This is a genomic window from Blautia sp. MSK.20.85 (genome assembly GCF_013317245.1).
Classification (GTDB): Bacteria; Bacillota; Clostridia; order Lachnospirales; family Lachnospiraceae; genus Blautia_A.
Map to the genome: position 1 here is coordinate 15729 of NZ_JAAIUN010000028.1, position 22282 is coordinate 38010.

General features: G+C 44.9%; 17 protein-coding genes. 7 read left to right on the forward strand and 10 right to left on the reverse strand.

Annotated features, from left to right (window positions below; all coding sequences use genetic code 11):
• Positions 1 to 73: 73 nt before the first annotated feature.
• From G5B12_RS13305 to G5B12_RS13315, 3 genes are all read right to left on the reverse strand, one after another.
• Positions 74 to 2488: a putative bifunctional diguanylate cyclase/phosphodiesterase gene (locus G5B12_RS13305; RefSeq protein WP_330597722.1), complete on the reverse strand. Its 2415-nt coding sequence runs from the start codon at positions 2486 to 2488 to the stop codon at positions 74 to 76.
• Positions 2489 to 2759: 271 nt separating this feature from the next.
• On the reverse strand, positions 2760 to 4001 hold the full coding sequence (locus G5B12_RS13310) for an Nramp family divalent metal transporter (protein ID WP_118071117.1): 1242 nt from the start codon (positions 3999 to 4001) through the stop codon (positions 2760 to 2762).
• An 88-nt stretch (positions 4002 to 4089) separates the two neighbouring features.
• Positions 4090 to 4743: a DUF3786 domain-containing protein gene (locus G5B12_RS13315; RefSeq protein WP_174088466.1), complete on the reverse strand. Its 654-nt coding sequence runs from the start codon at positions 4741 to 4743 to the stop codon at positions 4090 to 4092.
• A 354-nt stretch (positions 4744 to 5097) separates the two neighbouring features.
• On the opposite strand from G5B12_RS13315, the gene G5B12_RS13320 reads away from it, so the two are divergent.
• Together G5B12_RS13320 and glgD are read left to right on the forward strand one after the other, a co-directional pair.
• Positions 5098 to 6237 (forward strand): glucose-1-phosphate adenylyltransferase, encoded by a 1140-nt coding sequence (locus G5B12_RS13320; protein ID WP_059086314.1) that lies wholly within the window; start codon positions 5098 to 5100, stop codon positions 6235 to 6237.
• 1 nt (position 6238) lies between these two features.
• Entirely contained in the window at positions 6239 to 7360 is a 1122-nt protein-coding gene (gene glgD / locus G5B12_RS13325; protein ID WP_118514924.1) for a glucose-1-phosphate adenylyltransferase subunit GlgD, read from the forward strand.
• Between the two features lie 86 nt (positions 7361 to 7446).
• Here glgD and G5B12_RS13330 read toward each other — a convergent pair whose 3' ends face one another.
• Both G5B12_RS13330 and G5B12_RS13335 read right to left on the reverse strand, forming a co-directional pair.
• Positions 7447 to 8157, reverse strand: coding sequence for a hypothetical protein (locus G5B12_RS13330; RefSeq protein ID WP_173746258.1), 711 nt, complete (start codon positions 8155 to 8157; stop codon positions 7447 to 7449).
• Positions 8158 to 8327: 170 nt separating this feature from the next.
• Positions 8328 to 9326, reverse strand: a complete 999-nt coding sequence (locus G5B12_RS13335; RefSeq protein WP_173746260.1) for an acyltransferase — start codon at positions 9324 to 9326, stop codon at positions 8328 to 8330.
• Positions 9327 to 9529: 203 nt separating this feature from the next.
• Between G5B12_RS13335 and G5B12_RS13340 the strand changes: the two genes are divergently transcribed.
• The 4 genes from G5B12_RS13340 to rfbD all read left to right on the forward strand — a co-directional run bounded on the left by G5B12_RS13340 (position 9530) and on the right by rfbD (position 13795).
• Positions 9530 to 10711 (forward strand): MerR family transcriptional regulator, encoded by a 1182-nt coding sequence (locus G5B12_RS13340; RefSeq protein WP_174088467.1) that lies wholly within the window; start codon positions 9530 to 9532, stop codon positions 10709 to 10711.
• Positions 10712 to 10840: 129 nt separating this feature from the next.
• A complete protein-coding gene (gene rfbA / locus G5B12_RS13345; protein ID WP_118170718.1) occupies positions 10841 to 11737 on the forward strand; it encodes a glucose-1-phosphate thymidylyltransferase RfbA in 897 nt (298 codons plus the stop codon).
• A 94-nt stretch (positions 11738 to 11831) separates the two neighbouring features.
• Positions 11832 to 12866 carry a dTDP-glucose 4,6-dehydratase gene (rfbB, locus tag G5B12_RS13350; protein WP_015525710.1) on the forward strand — a complete coding sequence of 345 codons (1035 nt, stop codon included), beginning with the start codon at positions 11832 to 11834 and terminating at the stop codon, positions 12864 to 12866.
• Positions 12863 to 13795: a dTDP-4-dehydrorhamnose reductase gene (rfbD, locus tag G5B12_RS13355; RefSeq protein ID WP_173762576.1), complete on the forward strand. Its 933-nt coding sequence runs from the start codon at positions 12863 to 12865 to the stop codon at positions 13793 to 13795. Before rfbB ends, rfbD begins: the two co-directional genes overlap by 4 nt.
• A 107-nt stretch (positions 13796 to 13902) precedes the next feature.
• On the opposite strand, the gene G5B12_RS13360 is transcribed toward rfbD, so the two are convergent.
• The 3 genes from G5B12_RS13360 to G5B12_RS13370 all read right to left on the reverse strand — a co-directional run bounded on the left by G5B12_RS13360 (position 13903) and on the right by G5B12_RS13370 (position 18264).
• Positions 13903 to 15501, reverse strand: coding sequence for an LCP family protein (locus tag G5B12_RS13360; protein WP_173762575.1), 1599 nt, complete (start codon positions 15499 to 15501; stop codon positions 13903 to 13905).
• A 24-nt stretch (positions 15502 to 15525) separates the two neighbouring features.
• A complete protein-coding gene (gene glmS, locus G5B12_RS13365; RefSeq protein WP_173772467.1) occupies positions 15526 to 17364 on the reverse strand; it encodes a glutamine--fructose-6-phosphate transaminase (isomerizing) in 1839 nt (612 codons plus the stop codon).
• A gap of 180 nt (positions 17365 to 17544) precedes the next feature.
• Positions 17545 to 18264 (reverse strand): CpsB/CapC family capsule biosynthesis tyrosine phosphatase, encoded by a 720-nt coding sequence (locus G5B12_RS13370; protein ID WP_148448845.1) that lies wholly within the window; start codon positions 18262 to 18264, stop codon positions 17545 to 17547.
• A gap of 252 nt (positions 18265 to 18516) precedes the next feature.
• Here G5B12_RS13370 and G5B12_RS13375 point away from each other — a divergent pair, with 252 nt between their 5' ends.
• Positions 18517 to 19395: a homocysteine S-methyltransferase family protein gene (locus G5B12_RS13375; protein ID WP_118062648.1), complete on the forward strand. Its 879-nt coding sequence runs from the start codon at positions 18517 to 18519 to the stop codon at positions 19393 to 19395.
• A gap of 155 nt (positions 19396 to 19550) precedes the next feature.
• On the opposite strand, the gene ptsP is transcribed toward G5B12_RS13375, so the two are convergent.
• Positions 19551 to 21191 (reverse strand): phosphoenolpyruvate--protein phosphotransferase, encoded by a 1641-nt coding sequence (ptsP, locus tag G5B12_RS13380; protein ID WP_174088468.1) that lies wholly within the window; start codon positions 21189 to 21191, stop codon positions 19551 to 19553.
• Between the two features lie 30 nt (positions 21192 to 21221).
• Positions 21222 to 22262, reverse strand: coding sequence for a polyamine ABC transporter substrate-binding protein (locus G5B12_RS13385; protein WP_148448851.1), 1041 nt, complete (start codon positions 22260 to 22262; stop codon positions 21222 to 21224).
• Positions 22263 to 22282: the final 20 nt, after the last annotated feature.

Here is a 22282-nt window from a genome sequence, read left to right on the forward strand (position 1 = left end):
ATGGCAACTTACAAATTCTTAAAACAAAAAACACGCTGCCAGTTAAATACTGTCAGCGTGTTGTAATTCTGTTTTATTTTCCCATAAAATCTGTGCAGAATTCTTCCCACGGTACCGGTCTGGAATAATAAAATCCCTGAATTTCATCACAGTCCAGTTCCCGGAGAATTTTTACCTGACTGGCCGTTTCCACCCCTTCTGCAAGTACCTGCATTCCCAGACTGTGTGCCAGGGCTATGGTATGGCGGATCACTTCTTTTCCTCTCGGATTTTCTATGTAATCAATCAGGCTCTTGTCCAGTTTCAGCGTATCAAAGGGCAGCTGGTTTAAACTTGTCATGGAAGAATATCCGGATCCAAAATCATCCATATGAAGTTCAAATCCGGCATTTACCATCTTCTCTGTAAGCTCCTTAATCTGCACATTATAAAGATCTGCTGTCTCTGTAAGTTCAATAGGCACTGCGAAAAATGGAATACCATTCTCCTCTACAATATGTACATAACGCAAAATCATATTTTCGTAGTGGATACTTGCCCTGGAAAGATTCACCGAAATAGGGATCAGCTTTTTCCCTGACCTCATAAGTGTTTTCTGAATCTCACATACTTTATTAAACACATATTCATCCAGGCGTACAATCAATCCATCCTTCTCATAAAGTGGAATAAATTCACCTGGAGATACCATAGAGCCATCTTTTTTCTTCCATCGTACAAGTGCTTCCGCACCTGCGATTTCTTCTGTTACTACATTATATTTAGGCTGGAGATAAACCACAAATTCTTCATTGCGGATAGCTTCATCAAACTCATTTTCCATCATCCTGTCACGGATATGTTTCCGCCCCATCTCCTCATCATAAAAAGCAAACGAATGCTCATAGTCATTCTGTATACTCTTCATGGCAAGAAATGCCCTGTCACAGATCAAAGTCAGCGGTAATGTCTTATCCACATTTTCATAAATACCATAATTCACAGCCAGATTTGAAATGGGAGCCCTCTCTGCAATCCTGTGAATAGCAGCTTCCACCTTTTCTTCTGCAAGGTTCAGATCTCCATATACAATAGCTACAAACTGATCTCCACCATATCTGGCTACCATTCCACTGTGAACCTGTTTTTTGTATGCATCTCCGAGATATGCCAGAACCTGATCTCCTGTTTTTTCTCCGTAGGTACCATTAATCCACTTGAAATTTTTGACATCTGCCACAACCACATGAAACTTCTGGTCATTTTTGACACGCATCAGTGTCTTTGCATGATGAAAAAATGCCTGGCGGATATAAAGTCCCGTCAGCTCATCGTATTCCAGTGCAGACAAAACAATCGCAGATTCCCGAAGCTTGATTACACTGTTGATCTTTCCCTTCACAATCCGGACATTGTAAGGCTTCCGGATAAAGTCAACGGCACCCAGTTCCAGACAGCGAACCTCATCTTCCGGGCGGTTACTTCCTGTTATTACAATTACCGGAACAGAAGAAAGCATTACATCATCCCGGATTCTGTCCAGAAACTGAAATCCGTCACAGATTGGCATACTCACATCCAGAAGAATTGCAGAAATATCACGGTAATTTTCTCCCAGCAGCTTCAGTCCCTCTTCTCCGTTAACCGCAGTCATAACTTCATAACTGTCTTCCAGGAGCTCTGCCAGAAGTTTCCGGTTCAGTTCATTATCTTCTATTATAAGAAGCTTTCTTCTGGACGATGGTCCGCCTGGTTCCAGAATTGATTCCATTTCACTGTGTTGAATATCCATATCTTCATTGGCAAAAGCCAGAACAATCGCCTCAAAATCATCTGCCTTCCCAATTCTTGCACATTTTACATAGTAATAATGTGTAATTCCGTCCCTTCTCACCCTATAGTGGATCATAAACTGGGAAACCTTTTTCAGACGCTGACAGATTTTGTCAAAATCCAGCATCTGCCTCATTCTGGTCTTATCCTCAGACGCAACATTATCTTCTATGTAAATGTCCACTACTTTTTCGTAAGGTTCCTCACGGATCAGGCTTTCACTTACTCCACCAAGTACAGGATTATGAAAACGGAATACCTGTATTTCATGTGTGGCACAGTTTACAGAATAAATATTGCTGTAGTCCTTGCCCAGCACATTGATGATTCCCAGCAGCAGAGGATTCTCTCCATTATTGGTAATTCCTCTGTATGTTTCTTCTGTTGCTTCTGCCGCCGAAAATATCATCGCATGTCCCAGTTCTCCGGACTCCAGCTGAATTTCCACTGCATCAATGGATCTCAGAACCTTTTGCTTCGTTTCCAGATAGTTCTTCGGACCTTCAATACCGTTAACAACCGGGCATTCCGCACATGGATTCTCTTCATGCATCAGACATCGATAACACTTTTCTCCCTTTTTCAGCTCCGGGTATATAATTTCTGCCGCATGGTTATAGCTGACTATATTATAATCTGCATCTATTACATACATTCCCGACGCATTCTTGCCCACTTTTTTACACCTCCAGGACCCTTGTACTTTTCTGCTTCCGGTTCTCTCCTGTCCATACTGACAAAAAAATGTTTCTGGGAAATTGACAGAGACTTCTGTCGTGACACCTCACAGATAGATCAAAATGGTCGCCAAAATTTCATAGTTATGCAATAATAATATACTCTTTTTACAACAATAGCAAACATTTTTTCATATAGTTCTCCGTTTTTCCCATATTTTTCATATGATTCCAGCAGATTTTCGCAATCTGCTTCGCTGTCTGCTCAGCTTATATAGATGTAACCAGCAATCCTGCATTTAAAAGTGTTACAATTCCCGCAATCGTCCATAAGGTTACCTTTAATCTGGTACTGTTGGCATATTTTCCCATAACTCTGGTGGACGATGTAAGATATATCTGTGTAAAAACAGTGATGGGCAGCTGCATTCCCAGGAGCATCTGCGAATAGATCAGTCCATCAAAAGGTGAACGGACCAGAAGAATCAGCAGCGCAGCGGGAACCATTGTTATCAGTACACCCTGTCTGGTTTCTTTTGTACTGATATCATATGGTTTATTAAAAATTCCCGAAAAAATAGTCCCGCCTGCCATTCCGGCTGTAATACTGGAAGAAAGACCTGCCAGAAGAAGTGCCAGGGCAAAAATCACAGAGGCTCCTTTGCCCAGAAGCGGAGTCAGCATATTTCCCGCCACAGACAGATCATTAACTGCGCCTTCCCCTTTTCTGTAAAAAGTCGCCGCTGCCATCAGAATCATTGCACTGTTGATCGCCCAGCCAATAATCATGGAAAAAAGCGTATCCTTAAACTCATATTTCAGCTGTTTCTGAATCACCTCTTCCTCTTCCAGATTCCACTGCCTGCTCTGAATTACTTCGGAATGAAGGAAAAGATTGTGCGGCATTACAACTGCTCCCAGGACACTCATAATCACAGGCATGGAATTTTCCGGGAAATATGGTTTCACCCATCCTGACACTGCCGCCGGCCAGTCAATATCTGATATACCAATCTCAACCAGAAAAGAAAAACCAATCAGAGAAACAAACAATATAATCAGTTTTTCAATTTTTTTATAGGCATTTGTAAACTGGCATACCAGTACTGCCAGCAGTATCACCATACTTCCCACCCGGACAGGAATATGAAACAGCATCTCAAGAGCTATGGCACCTCCCAGGATTTCTGCCATGGCTGTCGCAACCGCTGCTGCCACCGCTGTCCAGAGTACTATATTTTTTACTGTTTTATTCATATAGCGGCTGGCGGCTTCCGAAATACAAAGGCCCGTAACAATTCCCAGATGAGCCGCATTATGCTGCAGAATAATCAGCATAACCGTAGACAATGTCACCATCCACAGAAGACTGTATCCATAGCCGGAACCTGCAGCTATATTGGATGCCCAGTTTCCCGGATCAATAAATCCCACCGTTACAAGCAGCCCCGGGCCTACATATTTCAGAAAATCAAGACTGTTTTTCCCCACTGATTTCAGATATTTTCCCATATGGCATGTCTACCTTTCTTTATGTTAGTTTTGACTAACTATTTCAGACATACATTACCACATCCATTCCGTTTCGTCAATCCTGTATTTATTTCATCCGAAAAGACTTTCCTCTGACTGGTAAGTCTGCCAGCTCCGCCAGACGCCTGATCCCTGCATCTGCAATGGATACCGCACTTTCCACATGATTAAAATCTGTGGCGCTGTAATCAAAAAGAATATTTCCCTGGGCTTCAAACTCCTCATCTCTCTCCCAGAAAAAAAATCTCATTGGCATACATTCAAAGGCTCTGATTTCATAGCCCACATCTCCCTGTGGGAGTTCTTTTCCTCCAAGTTTGCAGAATGCTTCCCGAAGTTCTTTTTCATGTCCGGAAAACGTAGCTCCAAACACATCGGTCTCACCGATCTTATATGCCGGTGCAAAAGGTCTTGCATTGCGAAGATCTGCAAAAGGTACCCATTTATTCATAAAAAACGCTCCTTCTTTGGCATATCCGAGGAGTGTATAAATATTCAGCATTTCTGTTGTATCCGGCTCCTGCTGGCCATCCATACTGCAGATGCTTCCATCATTCAGGCTGATCCCGTATTTTCGTCCGAAATGGATCAGGGTAAGAAATCCATTTTCTTCCTTCAGTTCCGGAACTCTTTTTCTTAAATTTTCCTGATCCATTTTCATGAATTTATCTGCCCAGTCTTCACATAGCTTTACATAGTTGGAAATTTTTTCATCTTTCATCTTATTTTCTCCCTCTGTTATTCCCAAATAGTTCTTCGCCGGATACTTTTGTCCGAATAAAATCTTTTTTTCAGAATACACTTTTTCCTCTTCTTACGCAAGCAAATCCGGATTCTGGATGTTTTTTCACCATTTTATCTGAATTTCAGGACCGGCTTTGACCGTTTCTTTCTATTCCGACAAATTACCTGTCAATTTTTTCAAATTCGCACAAAATTTTAACACAAAAATAACGTTTTTTTGCACAAAAAACTGGATTTTCAATCCCAAAAGGTGTATAATATGAACAAAGTTTATTGTTTTTAAGTTAAAACACTTCTGACAATAAACAAGAAATGAAAGTGAGGATTCGCCATGAAACAAAACAGTATGTTAGCAATGATTCTGGCCGGCGGAAGAGGAAGTCGTCTTCACGAGTTGACGAATAAAGTTGCCAAGCCAGCCGTTGGTTATGGTGGTAAGTATCGCATCGTGGATTTTCCGCTCAGTAACTGTGCCAACAGCGGCATTGATGTCGTAGGTGTACTGACACAGTATGAATCAGTTTTACTGAACAGCTATGTAGCAGCCGGTGGCCGCTGGGGCCTTGATGCCAAGGACAGCGGAGTTTATGTACTTCCTCCACGTGAGAAGGCTGATGCCGGTCTGGATGTATACCGTGGAACAGCTGATGCGATCTCTCAGAATATTGATTTCATCGACTCACAGAACCCGGAATACCTTCTGATCCTTTCCGGTGACCACATCTATAAGATGAATTATGCAAAGATGCTTGATGACCATATCCAGCATAAGGCAGATGCGACTATTGCAGTTATCGAGGTTCCCATGAAGGAAGCCAGCCGTTTCGGTATCATGAACACCGGTGAAGATGACCGCATCGTGGAATTTGAGGAGAAACCGGAACACCCGAAGAGCAATCTTGCCTCCATGGGTATCTACATATTCAACTGGAAGCTTCTGCGCAAGCTCCTGCTGGCTGATATCAAGAATCCTGATTCCAATCACGATTTCGGTAAAGACATCATCCCTACACTCCTTGCACAGGACAAGGCACTCTACGCCTACAAGTTCAAAGGCTACTGGAAGGATGTAGGAACCATCGATTCTCTCTGGGAGGCAAACATGGATCTTCTCAGTCCAAACAGTGAACTGGATCTTAACGATCCTACCTGGAAAATCTACACTGAGGATGCTACCTCTCTTCCACAGTATATCTGTGATACAGCTGTGATCAACACTGCTTTCATCACTCAGGGCTGTGTTGTAGAAGGTGAGATCACCAACTCCGTACTTTTCACAGGTGTCAAGGTCGGTCCTGGTGCCAAGATCATCGACAGTGTCCTGATGCCGGGTGTTGTTGTTGAAGCAGGTGCCGTTGTCCAGCGTGCTCTCGTTGCAGACGGAGTCGTGATCGGTACCAATGCTCGTGTCGGTTCCAAGGACAGTGAGCACATCGAACTTGTATCAAAACGTGTAAAGGGGGCTGAGTAATATGTTTAAAGCATTTGGAATCGTGAATTCCTCAGAAAGAAATATCCATGTGGAGGGGCTTCAGGACTACCGTGCGATCGGCGCCTTTTCATTTCTCGGAAGATATCGTGTCATCGACTTCCCGATCTCAAATATGACCAACAGCGGAATTGAGTACATTCAGGTCTATGTAAAGAACAAACCCCGTTCTCTTGTAGAACATCTCGGAACCGGACGTCACTATAACATCAACTCCAAGAGCGGTAATCTCCAACTCCTCTTTTCAGAGCATTTCGGAGTCAACGATATCTATAACACCGATATCGACAACTACTACTCCAATCTGGAGTGCATCGAAGCAGTTCATTATCCGTATGTTGTTATCGCTCCGAATTACATGATCTACACCACCGACTATTCCAAGCTGATCGATGCCCATATCGAATCCGGTGCAGATGTGACCATGCTTTATCATTCCGTTGATAATGCCAAGGAGAACTATCTGAACTGCCACATCCTGAACCTGAACCGTCAGAAGGGTGTTCTCTCCATTGAGCACAACCACGGCAATGCAAAGAACCGCAACATTTTCATGGATACCTACGTAATGAGCAAGGAGCTTTTCATCAGCCTCATCCATAAGGCAAAAGAGATTTCCTCTCTTTATACCCTTGCAGACGTGATCAATGCCGGCTGCAGAGACGGTGAGCTGGATGTGCGTGGTATATCTCATCGCGGATATTTTGCATCGATCACTGATTTCAAGAGCTATCACGATGCAAATATGGATCTGATCGACTACAAAACTGCAACAGATCTTTTCCATGATAACTGGCCGATCTATACACGCACCAATAACTCCTGCCCGACCCATTATTTTGACACAGCTAATGTTTCCAACTCCGTTATCTCCAACGGCTCCATGATCGAGGGAACTGTAGAGAATTCTATTGTCGGACGTGGCTGTACCATCAAAAAGGGCGCTGTTATCAAGAACTGTGTAGTTCTTGCAGACTGCACCATCGGTGAAAATGTCCATATCGAAAATCTGGTCGTAGACAAGCATGCCAAGATCACACATGCCAAGGAGATCATCCGTCCTGCAGATGAGCCCGGCTACATCAAACGTAACGATACACTGTAATATTCATATATAATAAGGCCTCCGGTTCCTGTATTACGAACCGGAGGCCTTATTTATCTCTGTACTCAGCCAGACATATGGATTCATCATTTCAGAACAGACTGGATCCATTTCAATGCATTATCTTTATTCTTCACATTACCCGGAAGGCAGATGCACACCGGATCATATCTCAGGCCAAATTCCTGAGCAATACTACTGCTGCCGTCAAGCTCCAGATGCTGATCATCCACAGCGCCCAAAGACTCAAATACCTCATCTCCAAACGTTTCCCTGAGATCTGCATACATTCCGCTGTCCTTCTCATGTTCATAGAGTTCCTTCGGCATGATCAGGACATCAACGGTAGCACTCTGGATTTCCGTCACATATGCGATCCTGGCATAATAATCGAAATCCTCTCCTGTCTCGTCCGTCATCAGATTCTGTGCCACACTGACTTCTGCATATTTATCCTCTGTTCCCAGTGTCTTCAGGGCATCCTCTTCCACCTTCTCAGCGTCAAAATCCCCTGCATTCACCACTGCAATGGAAAGCACCGTCTTCATCTGTGCGTGACGATAAATATTCACTCCCAGACAGACTCCGCCAATGGCAAGAAGCACGCACAGCATATGTATCTTATAATACATCCAGATATACTGAATCTTCTTACCTGTTCCCATTCCCTTCAGTTTCTCTTTTTCGATCCGGCGGCGTTCCTTCTTCGTCAGATCTGTTTCGTTGGGCATCTCCGGATTCAGTACACTCTCATCGTGTCCGTCACCGCCGGCCTCCGCTCTGTTTTGTAAATCCATAAAAATCTCCTTTTTCTTTCACGTCTCAGTATTTTTCACCCTGAAGCAGGATATTCCAGTCGCTTTCCCCACATCCTCCGGGGGAGTGCTGTGACTTATCAATAAAGGATATTTTAGCATATTTTAGTACAAAATCACAGCGCATAAATATGAAAATACCATAAACTCCTCTATTTCCGGCAGATCCTCATTCCATATCCATACATTACCGCCACAGCAGTCACAAAAACACAGACCATCACCGGTCTCATCCACAGATATAAAAGATTTTTCTCAATTCCAACTGCCACAGCCACATCCTTCAGGATATCCGCCACACAGAGATGGAACAGATAAATAAAAAATGCATATTTCTGACCGATGGCTACCGGAAGCTCGGGCACTTTCCGATTTTTTCCCATGATCGCAATGAGAAAAAGGCCAACAGCCATAAATACTGAACCCAGAAACAATTCCAGTTTGCCAAAATACCGGTATTCCAGCAGACTTGCGATCCCGCCGCCAGCTGCCATGCCATACAAAAGAAACACTTTTTTTCCGGCAAACCAGGCTTCCAGCTTTTCCTGATGTCTGTGTATCAGATGTCCCAACATAAAAAACGGAAATCCGGTAAACAGATAGTTTCGAAACTGCATAACACGGAAATGCTTTTCCGGGAACAGGAAGGTCGAAAATTCCTCCATTCCGAAATGGATCAGAAGAAGCACCGGTATCAGAACATATGCCTGCTTACAAATCCGGAATCTTGCTGCCAGGGCAAAAAGAAGATAACAATAGAGCAGTGCCGGGAGAAACCACAGATGCCATTTCACCTGAGAGCTGTTATTATATAGAAGAAACTGGCGAATATGTTCCCCCGAAACCAGGGCTTCCAGCCATTCCTTCTGGCTTGCTCCGTCGATGTGGTTCTGGATCAGCTCCCACAGACAGCAGACCGGAAATGCCACAAGCATCAGTTTAAGAACATGCCGGACTTTTTTCCCGGTTCTTACAAATTCCGTATCGTCACCACGGAAGCAGAAATATCCGGAAACCATAAAAAACACAGGTACTGCAAATCTGGCAAGTACATTGGCTATGATCCCGGCATTTCCCGGAAAATGGACGTGAAGAAGCACAACTGCATAAGCACAGATCGCCTTTACCATATCCAGAGTACGGTTTCGCATAAAAATTACTCCTTTTTATATCGAACGCTTATCCCGGAAATATGATTCCGGGGTTCCTTTTTTTCGAAACGATATACTAACAAACCAGCAGAATTTTGTCAATATTGTTTTTCTCTTGTACGGCTTCCGAATCTGAATTATAATTCTTTTATGACTTCTATTGCAGGATGTTTATTATTTCCTCAGAAAGGAATCTATTTTTTATGAAAAAAGACGGCTACTATTCCTCCGGCGAATTTGCACGCATGGCACATGTAACTCTGCGTACTGTCCGCTATTATGATAAACAGGATATCCTGAAACCCTCTCTCGTCACCGAATCCGGCGCACGTTTTTATACAGACGAGGATTTTGCAAGGCTTCAGCAGATCCTCCTTCTGAAATATCTGGGCTTTTCCCTGGATGACATCCGTGAAATGACCATCGGTGATTCCGATTATCATTTCATGCTGAATTCTCTGAATATCCAGCTTCGTCTGGTCCATGACCGGATCGAACAAATGCAGCTGGTGGAAAAAGCGATCCAGGATACCGCACAGGTGATAAATGAACAGCACACCATTGACTGGAGCCAGATGCTGAACCTGATCCACCTGACCGGCATGGAAAAAAGCCTCAAGAATCAGTATCAGAATGCCACCAACATTTCCTCCAGGATCAATCTCCACAGTCTGTACTCCCAGAACAAACAGGGATGGTTTCCCTGGATCTTTGAGCAATGCCGGATCTCGCCCGGTCTTCGTATTCTGGAGCTGGGCTGCGGGGACGGAACGTTATGGACCGACAACCTTTCCCTTCTGCCGGAGGATATCTCCATCACACTTTCCGATATTTCCAACGGTATGCTCCGCGATGCCAGACGAGCCATCGGTTCCTCGGATACCCGGTTTGCGTTCCGGGCCTTTGACTGCAGAAAAATCCCCTGCAAGGACGAAAGCTTTGATCTGGTGATCGCCAATCACGTGCTTTTTTACTGCGATGATATTCCCTCCGTCCTGAAAGAAGTTCGCCGTGTCCTCGCTCCCGGCGGAAGATTTCTCTGCAGTGCTTACGGAAAGGCACATATGCAGGAGGTCAGCCAGCTGGTGCAGGATTTTGATGAACGGATAGTGCTTTCCGCAGACCGGCTTTATGAACGGTTCGGACGTGAAAACGGTCAAAGTATCCTGGAGCCTTTTTTCCCAAAGGCTCATTGGCTTTCTTATGAAGACTGCCTTCTGGTCCAGGATGCGGAGCCGCTGATCTCCTACGTTCTCTCCTGCCACGGCAACCAGAATCAGTATATCCTGGACCGTTACAAGGAATTCCGGGCCTACACTGCTAGAAAAACTGCCAAAGGCTTCCGCATTACCAAGGACGCCGGCGTATTTATTTGTGAAAAATAGCCAAAAATAAAAAATATGAAAAAAGCGCTTGAAGATAACCTTACGTCACCTTTTATAATACAGTTACAGTAACAAAGTTATGTGCAGGCACGACTTATGCTGCACATCATCACGCAAAGGAGAAAACATATGAAAGGAATTATTTTAGCCGGAGGCTCCGGAACACGTCTTTACCCGCTTACCATGGTGACCTCCAAACAACTTCTGCCGATCTTTGACAAACCGATGATCTACTATCCTATGTCTGTTCTTATGAATGCAGGCATCCGTGATATCCTGATCATCTCCACACCGCAGGATACCCCGAGATTTGAGGAGCTTCTCGGTGACGGCCATCAGTTTGGTGTCAACCTCACCTATGCTGTACAGCCAAGCCCGGACGGACTTGCCCAGGCATTCATTATTGGTGAGGAATTCATCGGCAACGACACTGTATGTATGGTCCTTGGTGACAATATTTTCGCAGGACATGGCCTCAAAAAGCGCCTGAAAGCTGCTGTAAACAACGCAGAAACAGGCAAAGGAGCCACTGTTTTCGGATACTATGTGGATGATCCGGAGCGTTTCGGTATCGTAGAATTCGACCAGAACGGAAAAGCAGTTTCCATTGAAGAGAAACCGGAAAAGCCAAAGAGCAACTACTGTGTCACCGGTCTCTACTTCTACGACAACAAGGTTGTAGAGTACGCAAAGAACCTGAAGCCAAGCGCAAGAGGCGAGCTTGAGATCACAGACCTGAACCGTATCTATCTTGAGAAGGGACAGCTGAACGTCGAGCTTCTGGGCCAGGGCTTCACATGGCTGGATACCGGTACACACGAAAGCCTTGTAGAGGCAACCAACTTCGTAAAGACCATGGAGCAGCATCAGCACCGCAAGATCGCATGCCTTGAGGAGATTGCTTACTTAAACGGCTGGATCACAAAGGAGGACGTGCTCAAGGTTTACGAAATCCTTAAGAAAAACCAGTACGGTCAGTATCTCAAGGATGTTCTGGACGGAAAATATCTGGACGCTCTTCACTGAGCCGATCTGTTTTTTAACACTGTATTTACCGGCGAGCTCCGTTCCGACGGAATCCGCATAAGATCAATCATTCATATTATAAAGGAGATTTTTTATGACAATCATTGTTACCGGCGGTGCCGGATTTATCGGAAGCAACTTTATTTTTCATATGATGGAGGCTCATCCGGACTATCGTATCGTATGCCTGGACTGCCTGACTTACGCAGGAAACCTTTCCACTCTTGCACCGGTTATGGACAAACCGAACTTCCGCTTTGTAAAGGAGAGCATCACAGACCGTGACGCTGTTTACAAGCTTTTCGAGGAAGAGCATCCGGACATCGTGGTAAACTTCGCAGCGGAGAGCCACGTAGATCGTTCCATCGAGAACCCGGAAGTATTCCTTGACACCAACATCAAAGGTACTGCAGTCCTTATGGATGCCTGCCGTAAATACGGAATTCAGCGCTATCATCAGGTTTCCACAGATGAGGTTTACGGAGATCTTCCGCTTGACAGACCGGACCTTTTCTTCACAGAGGAAACTCCGATCCACACAAGCAGCCCTTACAGCTCTTCCAAAGCAGGCGCAGACCTTCTTGTTCTGGCATATCACAGAACTTACGGCCTGCCAGTGACCATCAGCCGCTGCTCTAACAACTACGGCCCATATCACTTCCCGGAAAAACTGATCCCGCTGATGATCGCCAACGCTCTGAACGACAAACCACTTCCAGTTTACGGAAAAGGTGAAAATGTCCGTGACTGGCTCTATGTTGAGGATCACTGCCGTGCCATCGATCTGATCATCCACAAAGGACGTGTAGGTGAGGTTTACAACGTAGGCGGACACAATGAGATGAAGAACATCGACATCGTAAAACTGATCTGCAAGGAACTTGGAAAACCGGAAAGCCTGATCACACACGTAGCTGACCGTAAAGGCCACGACATGCGTTATGCCATCGACCCGACCAAGATCCATAACGAACTTGGCTGGCTTCCGGAGACAAAATTTGCAGACGGAATCAAAAAGACCATCAAATGGTACCTTGACAACAAGGAATGGTGGGAAACCATCATCTCCGGTGAGTACCAGAATTACTACGAAAAAATGTATGGAAACCGCGAGGAGGTTAAAGCATGAAATTTTTCGTAACAGGCGTTGGCGGCCAGCTTGGCCATGACGTGATGAATGAACTGTCCAGCCGTGGACATGAAGGCGTAGGAAGCGACATTGCACCTTCCTACAGCGGCATTGCAGATGGTACTCCGGTTACCACCATGCCTTATGTCCAGCTGGATATCACAGATAAAGAAGCAGTAGCAAAAGCCATTCGCGAAGTAAATCCGGATGCAGTGGTACACTGTGCTGCATGGACAGCCGTAGATGCTGCAGAGGATGAGGAAAACCGCGAAAAAGTACGTCTTGTCAATGTTGTGGGAACCCAGAACATTGCGGACATCTGTAAAGAGCTTGGCATCAAAATGATGTACATTTCCACAGACTATGTTTTTGACGGCCAGGGAACCACTCCATGGGATCCGGACTGCAAAGACTACGCTCCCCAGAATGTATACGGTCAGACCAAGCTTGACGGCGAGCTGGCAGTATCCGGCACTGTTGATAAATTCTTTATCGTACGTATTGCCTGGGTATTCGGCAAAAACGGTAAGAACTTTATCCGCACCATGGTAAACTTAGGGAAAACCCACGACAAACTGACCGTAGTCAGTGACCAGATCGGTACACCAACCTACACCTATGACCTTGCCCGTCTTCTGGTAGACATGATCGAGACAGAAAAATACGGCTATTATCATGCAACCAACGAGGGCGGTTTCATCAGCTGGTATGATTTCACAAAAGAAATCTTCCGTCAGGCTGCTGCCCTCGGTCATAAAGAATATGAAAACGTACAGGTTTCTCCTGTTACTACTGCAGAATATGGTGTTTCCAAAGCGGTTCGACCATTCAACAGCCGCCTGGATAAGTCCAAACTTGTAAGAAACGGTTTCCAGCCCCTTCCAACATGGCAGGATGCCCTGGAGCGTTATCTGAAAGAAATTCTTTAACTATAATTTTATCAAAAACTAAAAACCGCCTGCGGTACACTGGTTCAGAATAAGTTCTGAATACCAGTTGCACCGCCTGGCGGTTTTTCTACGCTTTATTTCGTTTACTACTGTGCTGCACCATTATCTGCTGCCTGTGTATCTGTTGCATTCTGTGCTGCTGTGTCTGTAGTTTCTGCAGTGGCAGACTGCGTATCTGTAGCCGTAGCTGCGGCCGCAGATGCATCTGCATCTGCTTCCTCCTGGGAAACAGTCTCACCGTCACGAACCTTCTTCATCATCTCTTCAGCCTTCTGAACAGTAGACTCATCAGGAATCATAACATACGCTTTCTGGCTCATGGAATACGGTTTCTGTGTGTCACCGGTACCATTTACACTGTAGCTTACAATATTCCAGTCTCCCCCGTTATTCAGCTGCTTCTGCAGAATACCGGCAATTTCCTCATAGGAGATATTTGTCTCAAAACATCCCTGGATGCTGGAAAGTACGGAAGAATAATTTTTCAGGAGTTCCGGAGAAAGCGCTTTATTGATTACGCCCTTGATTACGGCCATCTGATTCTTTCCGCGCTGGCGGTCTCCCTCCTGGAAGGAGTAACGTTCACGGCTGAAAATCAGTGCCTGTTCTCCGTTCATCTGATTCTCGCCCTGATTAAAGTGATATCCCAACTCGTTCTTGGAATCAAACTCATAATCAGAATAAACCGTAATGCCTCCAAGAGCATCAATCAGCTGTTCAAATCCGGCAAAATTGATACGGAAATAGTAATTGATATCTTCATTGTAAAGCATTCCCAGAGTATCCATACATACATTAATGCCATAGATTCCCGCATGGGTCAGCTTATCTTTCTGTCCGCCGGAAATTGAAAGCGGCACAAAATAATCACGTGGTGTAGACACCAGCAGAACCTGGCGGGTATCTGTGTTTACAGTTGCCACAATGTTGGAATCACTTCTGCTCTTGGCAACCAATCCGCTTCTGCTGTCAATACCGCTGATAAAGATTGTATAAACCGTTCCTTTATCTGCGCTGTCTTCAGATTTCTGTTCCGTCTGCTGCGGCTCAATGGTTGTTTCCACTTTTTTTACTGTCAGTTCACGGATTCTGGATGAAACATCTGAATATCCATCCATCTCCTCTATCACGCTCAGATAAGCGCTGTTCAGAACGATGGCCCCTGTCTGTCCGTTCAGAAGACCGTCAACGAGCTCTGTAAGCCCTGCAAATTCCTGAACCTTGACACTTTTTCCGGCTTCAGAATCTACCTCCTGAATAGCCTTATCGGAATTCTCACGGTCAAGATCTGTAAGGACACCATATACATAGTCCGCAGTTGCCGCTATCGAATCAGCAGAATCATCCGCACGGACATATATTCCAACTTCCGTGACCTCTGTATTCACACCGGAAATATCCGCAAGTGCTGAATGGGTCTGATAAACATACATGCTTCCAAGAATAAACGCCGCACCCAGAATAGCGGCAATCAATACTCCCAGAACAAAACGTATTTTTTTGTCTGTGTTCCATACAAGTGCTCCGACAATCAGTACCAGAATCAGCATAACCAGACTGATCACTGCGATGAATTTTGTCGGGATCACTTTCATATTCAGGAGCATTCCTGCAAATACAACAGCAGTTGCCAGAACTACCAGCATTACAATCAGCCCCGGAATATGTTTTCCTATTTTTTTCATATGCACTCCTCCTTGGTAAGGAAATTATTCTACAGTAACACTTTTTGCAAGGTTTCTTGGCTTATCTACATCAAGACCCTTATTTACACTTACATAATAGCCCAGAAGCTGTAACGGAATTACAGCCAGTGAAGTGGCAAAATGCGGATCTGTTTTCGGGATATAAACGGTAAAGTCCGCAGTGTCCTCAATATTATAATTTCCAAATGTGGTAAGCCCCATCAGATAAGCGCCACGGCTCTTACACTCTACCATATTGCTCACTGTTTTTTCATAGAGGCTCGGCTGGGTAAGAACGCCGATCACAAGAGTTCCGTCCTCCACCAGAGAAATTGTTCCATGCTTCAGTTCTCCTGCCGCATAGGCCTCTGAATGAATGTAACTGATTTCTTTCATTTTAAGGCTTCCCTCAAGGCTGATCGCATAATCAATTCCTCTTCCGATAAAGAAAATATCCTTGGCATTGGCCTGCTTGGATGCGAACCACTGGAGACGTTCCTTATCCTCAAGAATTTTCTCAATTTTCTCCGGAAGTGTCTGCAGTTCTTTTATATATGCATCACACTGTTCTTCTGTAATTTCTTCTCTTGTTTTTGCAAACTGAAGAGCCAGAATATAGGAAGCAATCAGCTGTGTGCTGTAAGCTTTTGTGGTAGCCACAGAAATTTCCGGGCCGGCAAGTGTATAAAATACATTATCTGCTTCCCTAGCAATGGAAGATCCAATTACATTGACAATGGCAAGGGTACGGATTCCTCTGGCTTTGCATTCACGAAGTGCCGCAAGGCTGTCTGCTGTCTCTCCGGATTGACTGACGATGATCGCAAGGCCGTTTTTGTCCAGAATTGGATTACGATAACGGAACTCTGATGCAAGCTCCACACGTACCGGGATACGCGCCAGATCTTCCAGAACATACTGAGCTGCCATGCCGACATGGTATGCAGATCCACAGGCCACAATATAAATCTGGCTGATATTCCGGATCGTTTCTTCATCCATTCCCACACCGGAAAGGTCAATCTTTCCATCTTTTACAACAGAATTGATGGTATCGGAAACCGCTTTCGGCTGCTCGTGGATTTCTTTCATCATAAAGTGCTCATATCCAGCCTTTTCAGCAGCTTCTGCATCCCAATCAATCTTCTTTGGTTCTTTTTCAATTTCTTCGCCATCCAGATTGTAAAAGGTGATCTCTCCCCTTTTCACATGAGCCATCTCCAGATTTCCAATATAATAAACATTTCTTGTATATTTCAGAATCGCCGGAACATCGGAAGCAATATAAGACTCCCCGTCTCCCACACCCAGAATCATCGGGCTGTCTTTTCTTGCTACAAAAATCTCTCCCGGATAATCACGGAACATCATGGCGAGTGCATAGGAACCTCTGATGCGTACCATCGCATGGCTGACTGCCTCAACCGGTGATTTTCCATATTTCTTATAATAATAATCTACAAGATTTACCGCAACTTCCGTATCTGTTGCAGAATAAAACGTATAACCTTTACGAAGAAGTTTTTCTTTCAGTTCCTGATAGTTTTCGATGATACCGTTGTGTACGGCAACCACATTTCCATCGTCGCTGACATGAGGATGTGCATTGGTTTCTGACGGTTCCCCGTGTGTTGCCCATCTTGTATGGCCAATGCCACAGGTTCCCGGAACAGATTCTCCTCCGTTTGTTTTTTCAATCAGAACTTTAAGGCGCCCTTTTGCTTTGATGACTTCTGTCTCATTCTCTCCGTCACGCACTGCAATACCGGCAGAATCATATCCTCTGTATTCCAGTTTGGAAAGACCGTCCAGTAAAATCGGTGCTGCCTGATGCTTACCTGTAAAACCTACAATTCCACACATATTTCCAGTCTCCTTTGTTTTATCAATCCAACTACTGCTATTATTCTTATTGCTATAATACTCTGAAATCATACGTTTCATTTTGCGGATGACTTATTTCTTCTATATTATAATATGTATAAAAGCTTTCCTGTGAAAGTATATCACAAATTCTTCTCTTTTGCGATAAATACTTTTTCCCTATCGCCCTGTGATCTTACGGGGATTTTTGATAAATATTTTTTTTGCGTATTCCGTCCCCATGGTTTTTTCCACTTTTTCCACACATCTTCCAATTTCCGGAATCCGCTCATTCTGCCTGTGTCCGTCAGATCCCACAAAATCCAGCAGTCCCTGTTTCATGAGCTTTTTTGCATACATTTTTGCTCCGAAGCCGCTGTGTCCACTGATAGTGTCCGCATTGATCTGAATATAAGCACCGGCTTCTCTCAGCTCTGAAAGAAAACGAACATCATTTCTTGTGGCACTATATCTCTCCGCATGTGCAATAATCGGAATAAAACCGTACATCAAAAGACTTCTGATCCGTTCTTCAATATAGCTCTTTTCATCGTTATTACTAAATTCCACAAGTACATACCTGGAGCCGGCCATGGTAAGTCTCCTGCCCTTTTTCAGACATTCCACCATATCCATACTGGAATGCAGTTCACATCCAAGATAAATCTGCATATCGCCCTGGCCAATATTTACGATCTCTCTTCTCAGTTGCATAAAACCTCTCGTTACAATATTCATATGTGGTTCAAACATCTCATATCGGAAATGAGGAGTCAGAATCACATGACGTACTCCGTCTTTATATTCCTTGTTCAGCATCCATAAGGCTTCTTCCATATTCCTGGCGCCATCATCCACCCCCGGCAGAATATGGCAGTGAATATCATAAAGTCCCTTCATCAAAACAATCCTTTCTTTTTATTTACCTGTATCTTCTGGTTTCTGTTCCCAAAGCTGTAAAGCGGACATTTCTATTCCGCTCTGTGATATGCCTAGTGGCTATTATACAATCCGTCCATTTATTACGCAAGGTCTTTATTATTCTTCTCTCCTATGTTAAAATAGATACACGGCAATGAGTGCAGCAGTTACAGGAGGAGCCTTATTTTTTTTGCCAACCGTGATTGGCTGCCATAAGGAGGATATAAACATATGACAAAACAGGAATTTCAGAAACTGACTGAGAACCATGTCCTGCTGCTGGATGGTGCTACCGGTTCCAACCTGATGAAAGCAGGAATGCCAAGAGGTGTCTGCACAGAGAGCTGGGTGCTTGAGCACAAAGATGTGATCCAGTCCCTTCAGAAAGCTTATATTGAAGCAGGAAGCCATATTATTTATGCACCTACATTCGGTGGAAACCGCATCAATCTCACCATGCACGGTCTGGAAGATCAGATTGAGCAGATCAACCATACCCTGGCCGGCTACACCAAAGAGATCACACCGGAGGGCGTTTATGTTGCGGGAGATATCACCACAACCGGTAAGATGATGGCCCCGGCCGGTGATATGACCTACGAAAAAGCCTTTGAAACCTATCAGGAGCAGATCGGTTATCTCCGGGATGCTGGCGTAGATCTGATCGTAGCGGAAACCATGATCAATATTGAAGAGACACTGGCTGCTGTAGATGCCTGCCAGAGTGTCTGCGACCTTCCGATCATCTGTACTGTAACTGTAGAAGCAGACGGAAGTATCTTCAGCGGCGGCAATGCCGTAGAGGCTGCTATGTCCCTGGAAGCTGCCGGTGCCAGTGCAGTCGGCATCAACTGCTCTGTTGGTCCGGATCAGCTGGTATCTGTTGTCCGTAATATCAAAGAGAATGTTTCCATTCCGGTTATCGCCAAACCGAACGCGGGAATGCCGCAGATCGATGATCTTGGTAATGCCGTTTACAGCATGACACCTGCTGATTTTGCAGGTTACATGAAGGTACTTGTTGAAAACGGAGCTTCTGTCATCGGCGGATGCTGTGGTACCACACCGGAATTTATTTCAGAAACCGCACGTGTTCTCGGACTTCGATAACTTAACAAAGCGGATTTGAAACATCCACCTGGAATTTCCAGCATGGTAATCATACAAAAAATCCTGAGAATCCTATGCGAAATATAACATAGAAATTCTCAGGATTTTTATTTATTTCTGTTTTTCAGAAAAAGGATCTCCTATAATCTCAGATACTATTGCTCTTCCGGCCTGTTTGACGCATCCGCATATGCCGCACGGATTGCTTTTCGTACCGGTAGTACACATGCCGGAACCACAGAAAGTCCATCTACTCCCATCTGGATAAATTTCTCTGTGAGATTGGAATCTGCTGCCAGCTCCCCACATATGTAAACATTACATCCGGATTTATGTCCTGCTTCTGTCACCATCCGGATCATCTTCACAAGCGCAGGATGATGGTCATTGTATTTGTTTTTCAGAAGAAGATTCTGCCTGTCCATAGCCAGGGTATACTGGGTCAGGTCATTGGTTCCAAGGCTTAAGAAATCCACACGTTTTCCCAGTTCCTCACTGATCATAACTGCAGCCGGTGTTTCGATCATGATTCCGGTACGGATATTTTTGTAGGGAATATTCTTCTCATCCAGGCCTTTTTTGACCTCCTGGATCAGTTTTTCGATCTCATCCAGTTCTTCCTCCGATGTGATCATCGGATACATCAGACTGATGTTTCCATAGGCACTTGCCCGGTAAATGGCACGAAGCTGGGCTTTGAACATTTTTTTCCGGTCAAGGCAAAGTCGGATACCGCGGTTTCCCATCATAGGATTGACTTCATCCGGGATGGCCATATATTCTGCCTGCCGGTCTGCACCCAGATCTACGGTACGGATCACAACCGGACGGCCTTCCATATCCTCCGCTACCTTCTTATAAGCACGGAACAGCTCGTTCTCTCTTGGATAATTTTCTCTTCCAAGATACTGAAATTCACTTCGAAGGAGACCGATGCCTGTAGCTCCGTAATAAAGAACCGTATTCAGATCATCCAAATTTCCGATGTTGGCCAGAAGTTTGATCTGTTTTCCATCGGCTGTGATATCCTCCTGATTACGAAGTCTTAAGAGTTCTTCCCGTTCTTCCATATCTGCCCTGTGGCGGATCTCATATTCTTTCAGAAGTTCCGGTTCCGGATCAATATACAGAGTTCCTGTATATCCATCCACAATAGCCATATGGCCGTCCCACTCCTTCTGTATCTCCACTTCCACCAGTGTAGGCACTGCCATGGATTTCGCCATAATCGATACATGGGAAATGATTGATCCCTGATGCATGACTATTGCCAGAAGGCTGGATTTGTTCATCTCCAGAAGTTCATTTGGGGAAAGCTGCTCTGCCGCAAGGATCACCGGCTCATCTCCCAGATTGATCCGCGCATGGGAACCACCCATGGCGCCGATCAGAAGTTCTGAGATCTCCCGGATATTTTCGATCTGTTCCTTGACAGCCTCGTCTTCCAGCTTGCGAAATACATTGGCAAGCTCATCTCTGGTTGTCTGAACCGCATAAGCCGCACTGACCTTTTCTGTTGTGATCATGCTCTCTACAGCCCGCTGGAAACTGCCTCCGCTTAAGAGCTTCAGCTGACGTTTCAATGTCAGCTCCTGCTCTTTTGGGAGGGGTGCTCCGTTTTTATACATATGCTGGATCTGGGTCTTTACTGCTGTCCTTGCATGGTCCAGACGATCCAGCTCTTTTTTTACATTGTCTACCATAGACTGACGGATCTGGTATTCGCCCCTGTGGTAATACAGTATTTTTCCAATGGCTATTCCGGAAAAAGCGGATGTGCCTTTGTATATTTCCACCTGAAAAACCCCCTTACTGGTCTGTCCGCCTTAATCGCAGGCAGCTTTAAATTCTGTCCAGATCTTATTGTATTCCTGCTCTGCTTCCTGGCTTACGTTCTGCACGATCTCGCCCTTAGTCACATCATCCGGCACAACCAGGTTCTCATCTACCAGATCATCTGCTGCCTTGTTTGTGTTGTAGTAACCTACAGAATTGATGCATTTTGCAGTTACTTCCGGCTGCAGGATATAGTTGATAAATTCATTGGCAGCCTCCGCATTCGGTGCCTCACTTGGGATAAAGGTTCCAAGAATACCAAATCCAAGACCTTCCTCCGGATAAACCACCTTCAGGTCCGGGTTATCCTTCAGCGCCTGTGTTACCTGGGATGTGTAGAGGAATGCCACACTTGCCTCTCCATTGAGAAGTGCATTCTGTGTATTATCATCCTGGATCATACGGATATTCGGTGCAAGCTCCTTCAGTTTCTCACCGGTCTTGGCAATCACATCCACATCCTCTTCATTCATGCTCTCACCCATGGAAAGCTGTGTGATTCCGGCAATTACACGGTAATTTCCGATGATCGCCACGCTGTCTTTCAGGGATTCATCCCAGAGATCTTTGTATCCTTTGATGTCGATATCTACCTGATCCGGATCATAAACGATCAGCGGGATTCCTGCACCGTATGGTACGGTGTACTCGTCATCCGGATCATAAAACTGTCCCTGGAAAAGCGGATTGATGTTTCCGAAATTGGTAACAGTATCCTTGTCGATCTTCTGGACAAGTCCTTCTTTTACCGCACTGTCGATAATGTAATCATCTGCAATTACCACATCGTAATCGCCGCCTTTTGCCTGGGAAAGTTTCTCAAGCATAGTCTCATCGGTATCAAAGTTAGAGTAAACAACCTTGGTTCCTGTTTCTTTTTCAAAATCATCCAGCACTTCCTGCGGAACCATTCCGTCCCATGTGTAAAGTACCAGTTCATCTTTATCCTTTGCACTGACGCTGACACCTGTTACCATAGATGCTCCAAGTGCCGCACATAACATGATCGCTGCTGCTTTTTTTGCTTTCATAGAACCTCCTTCATGTCTCT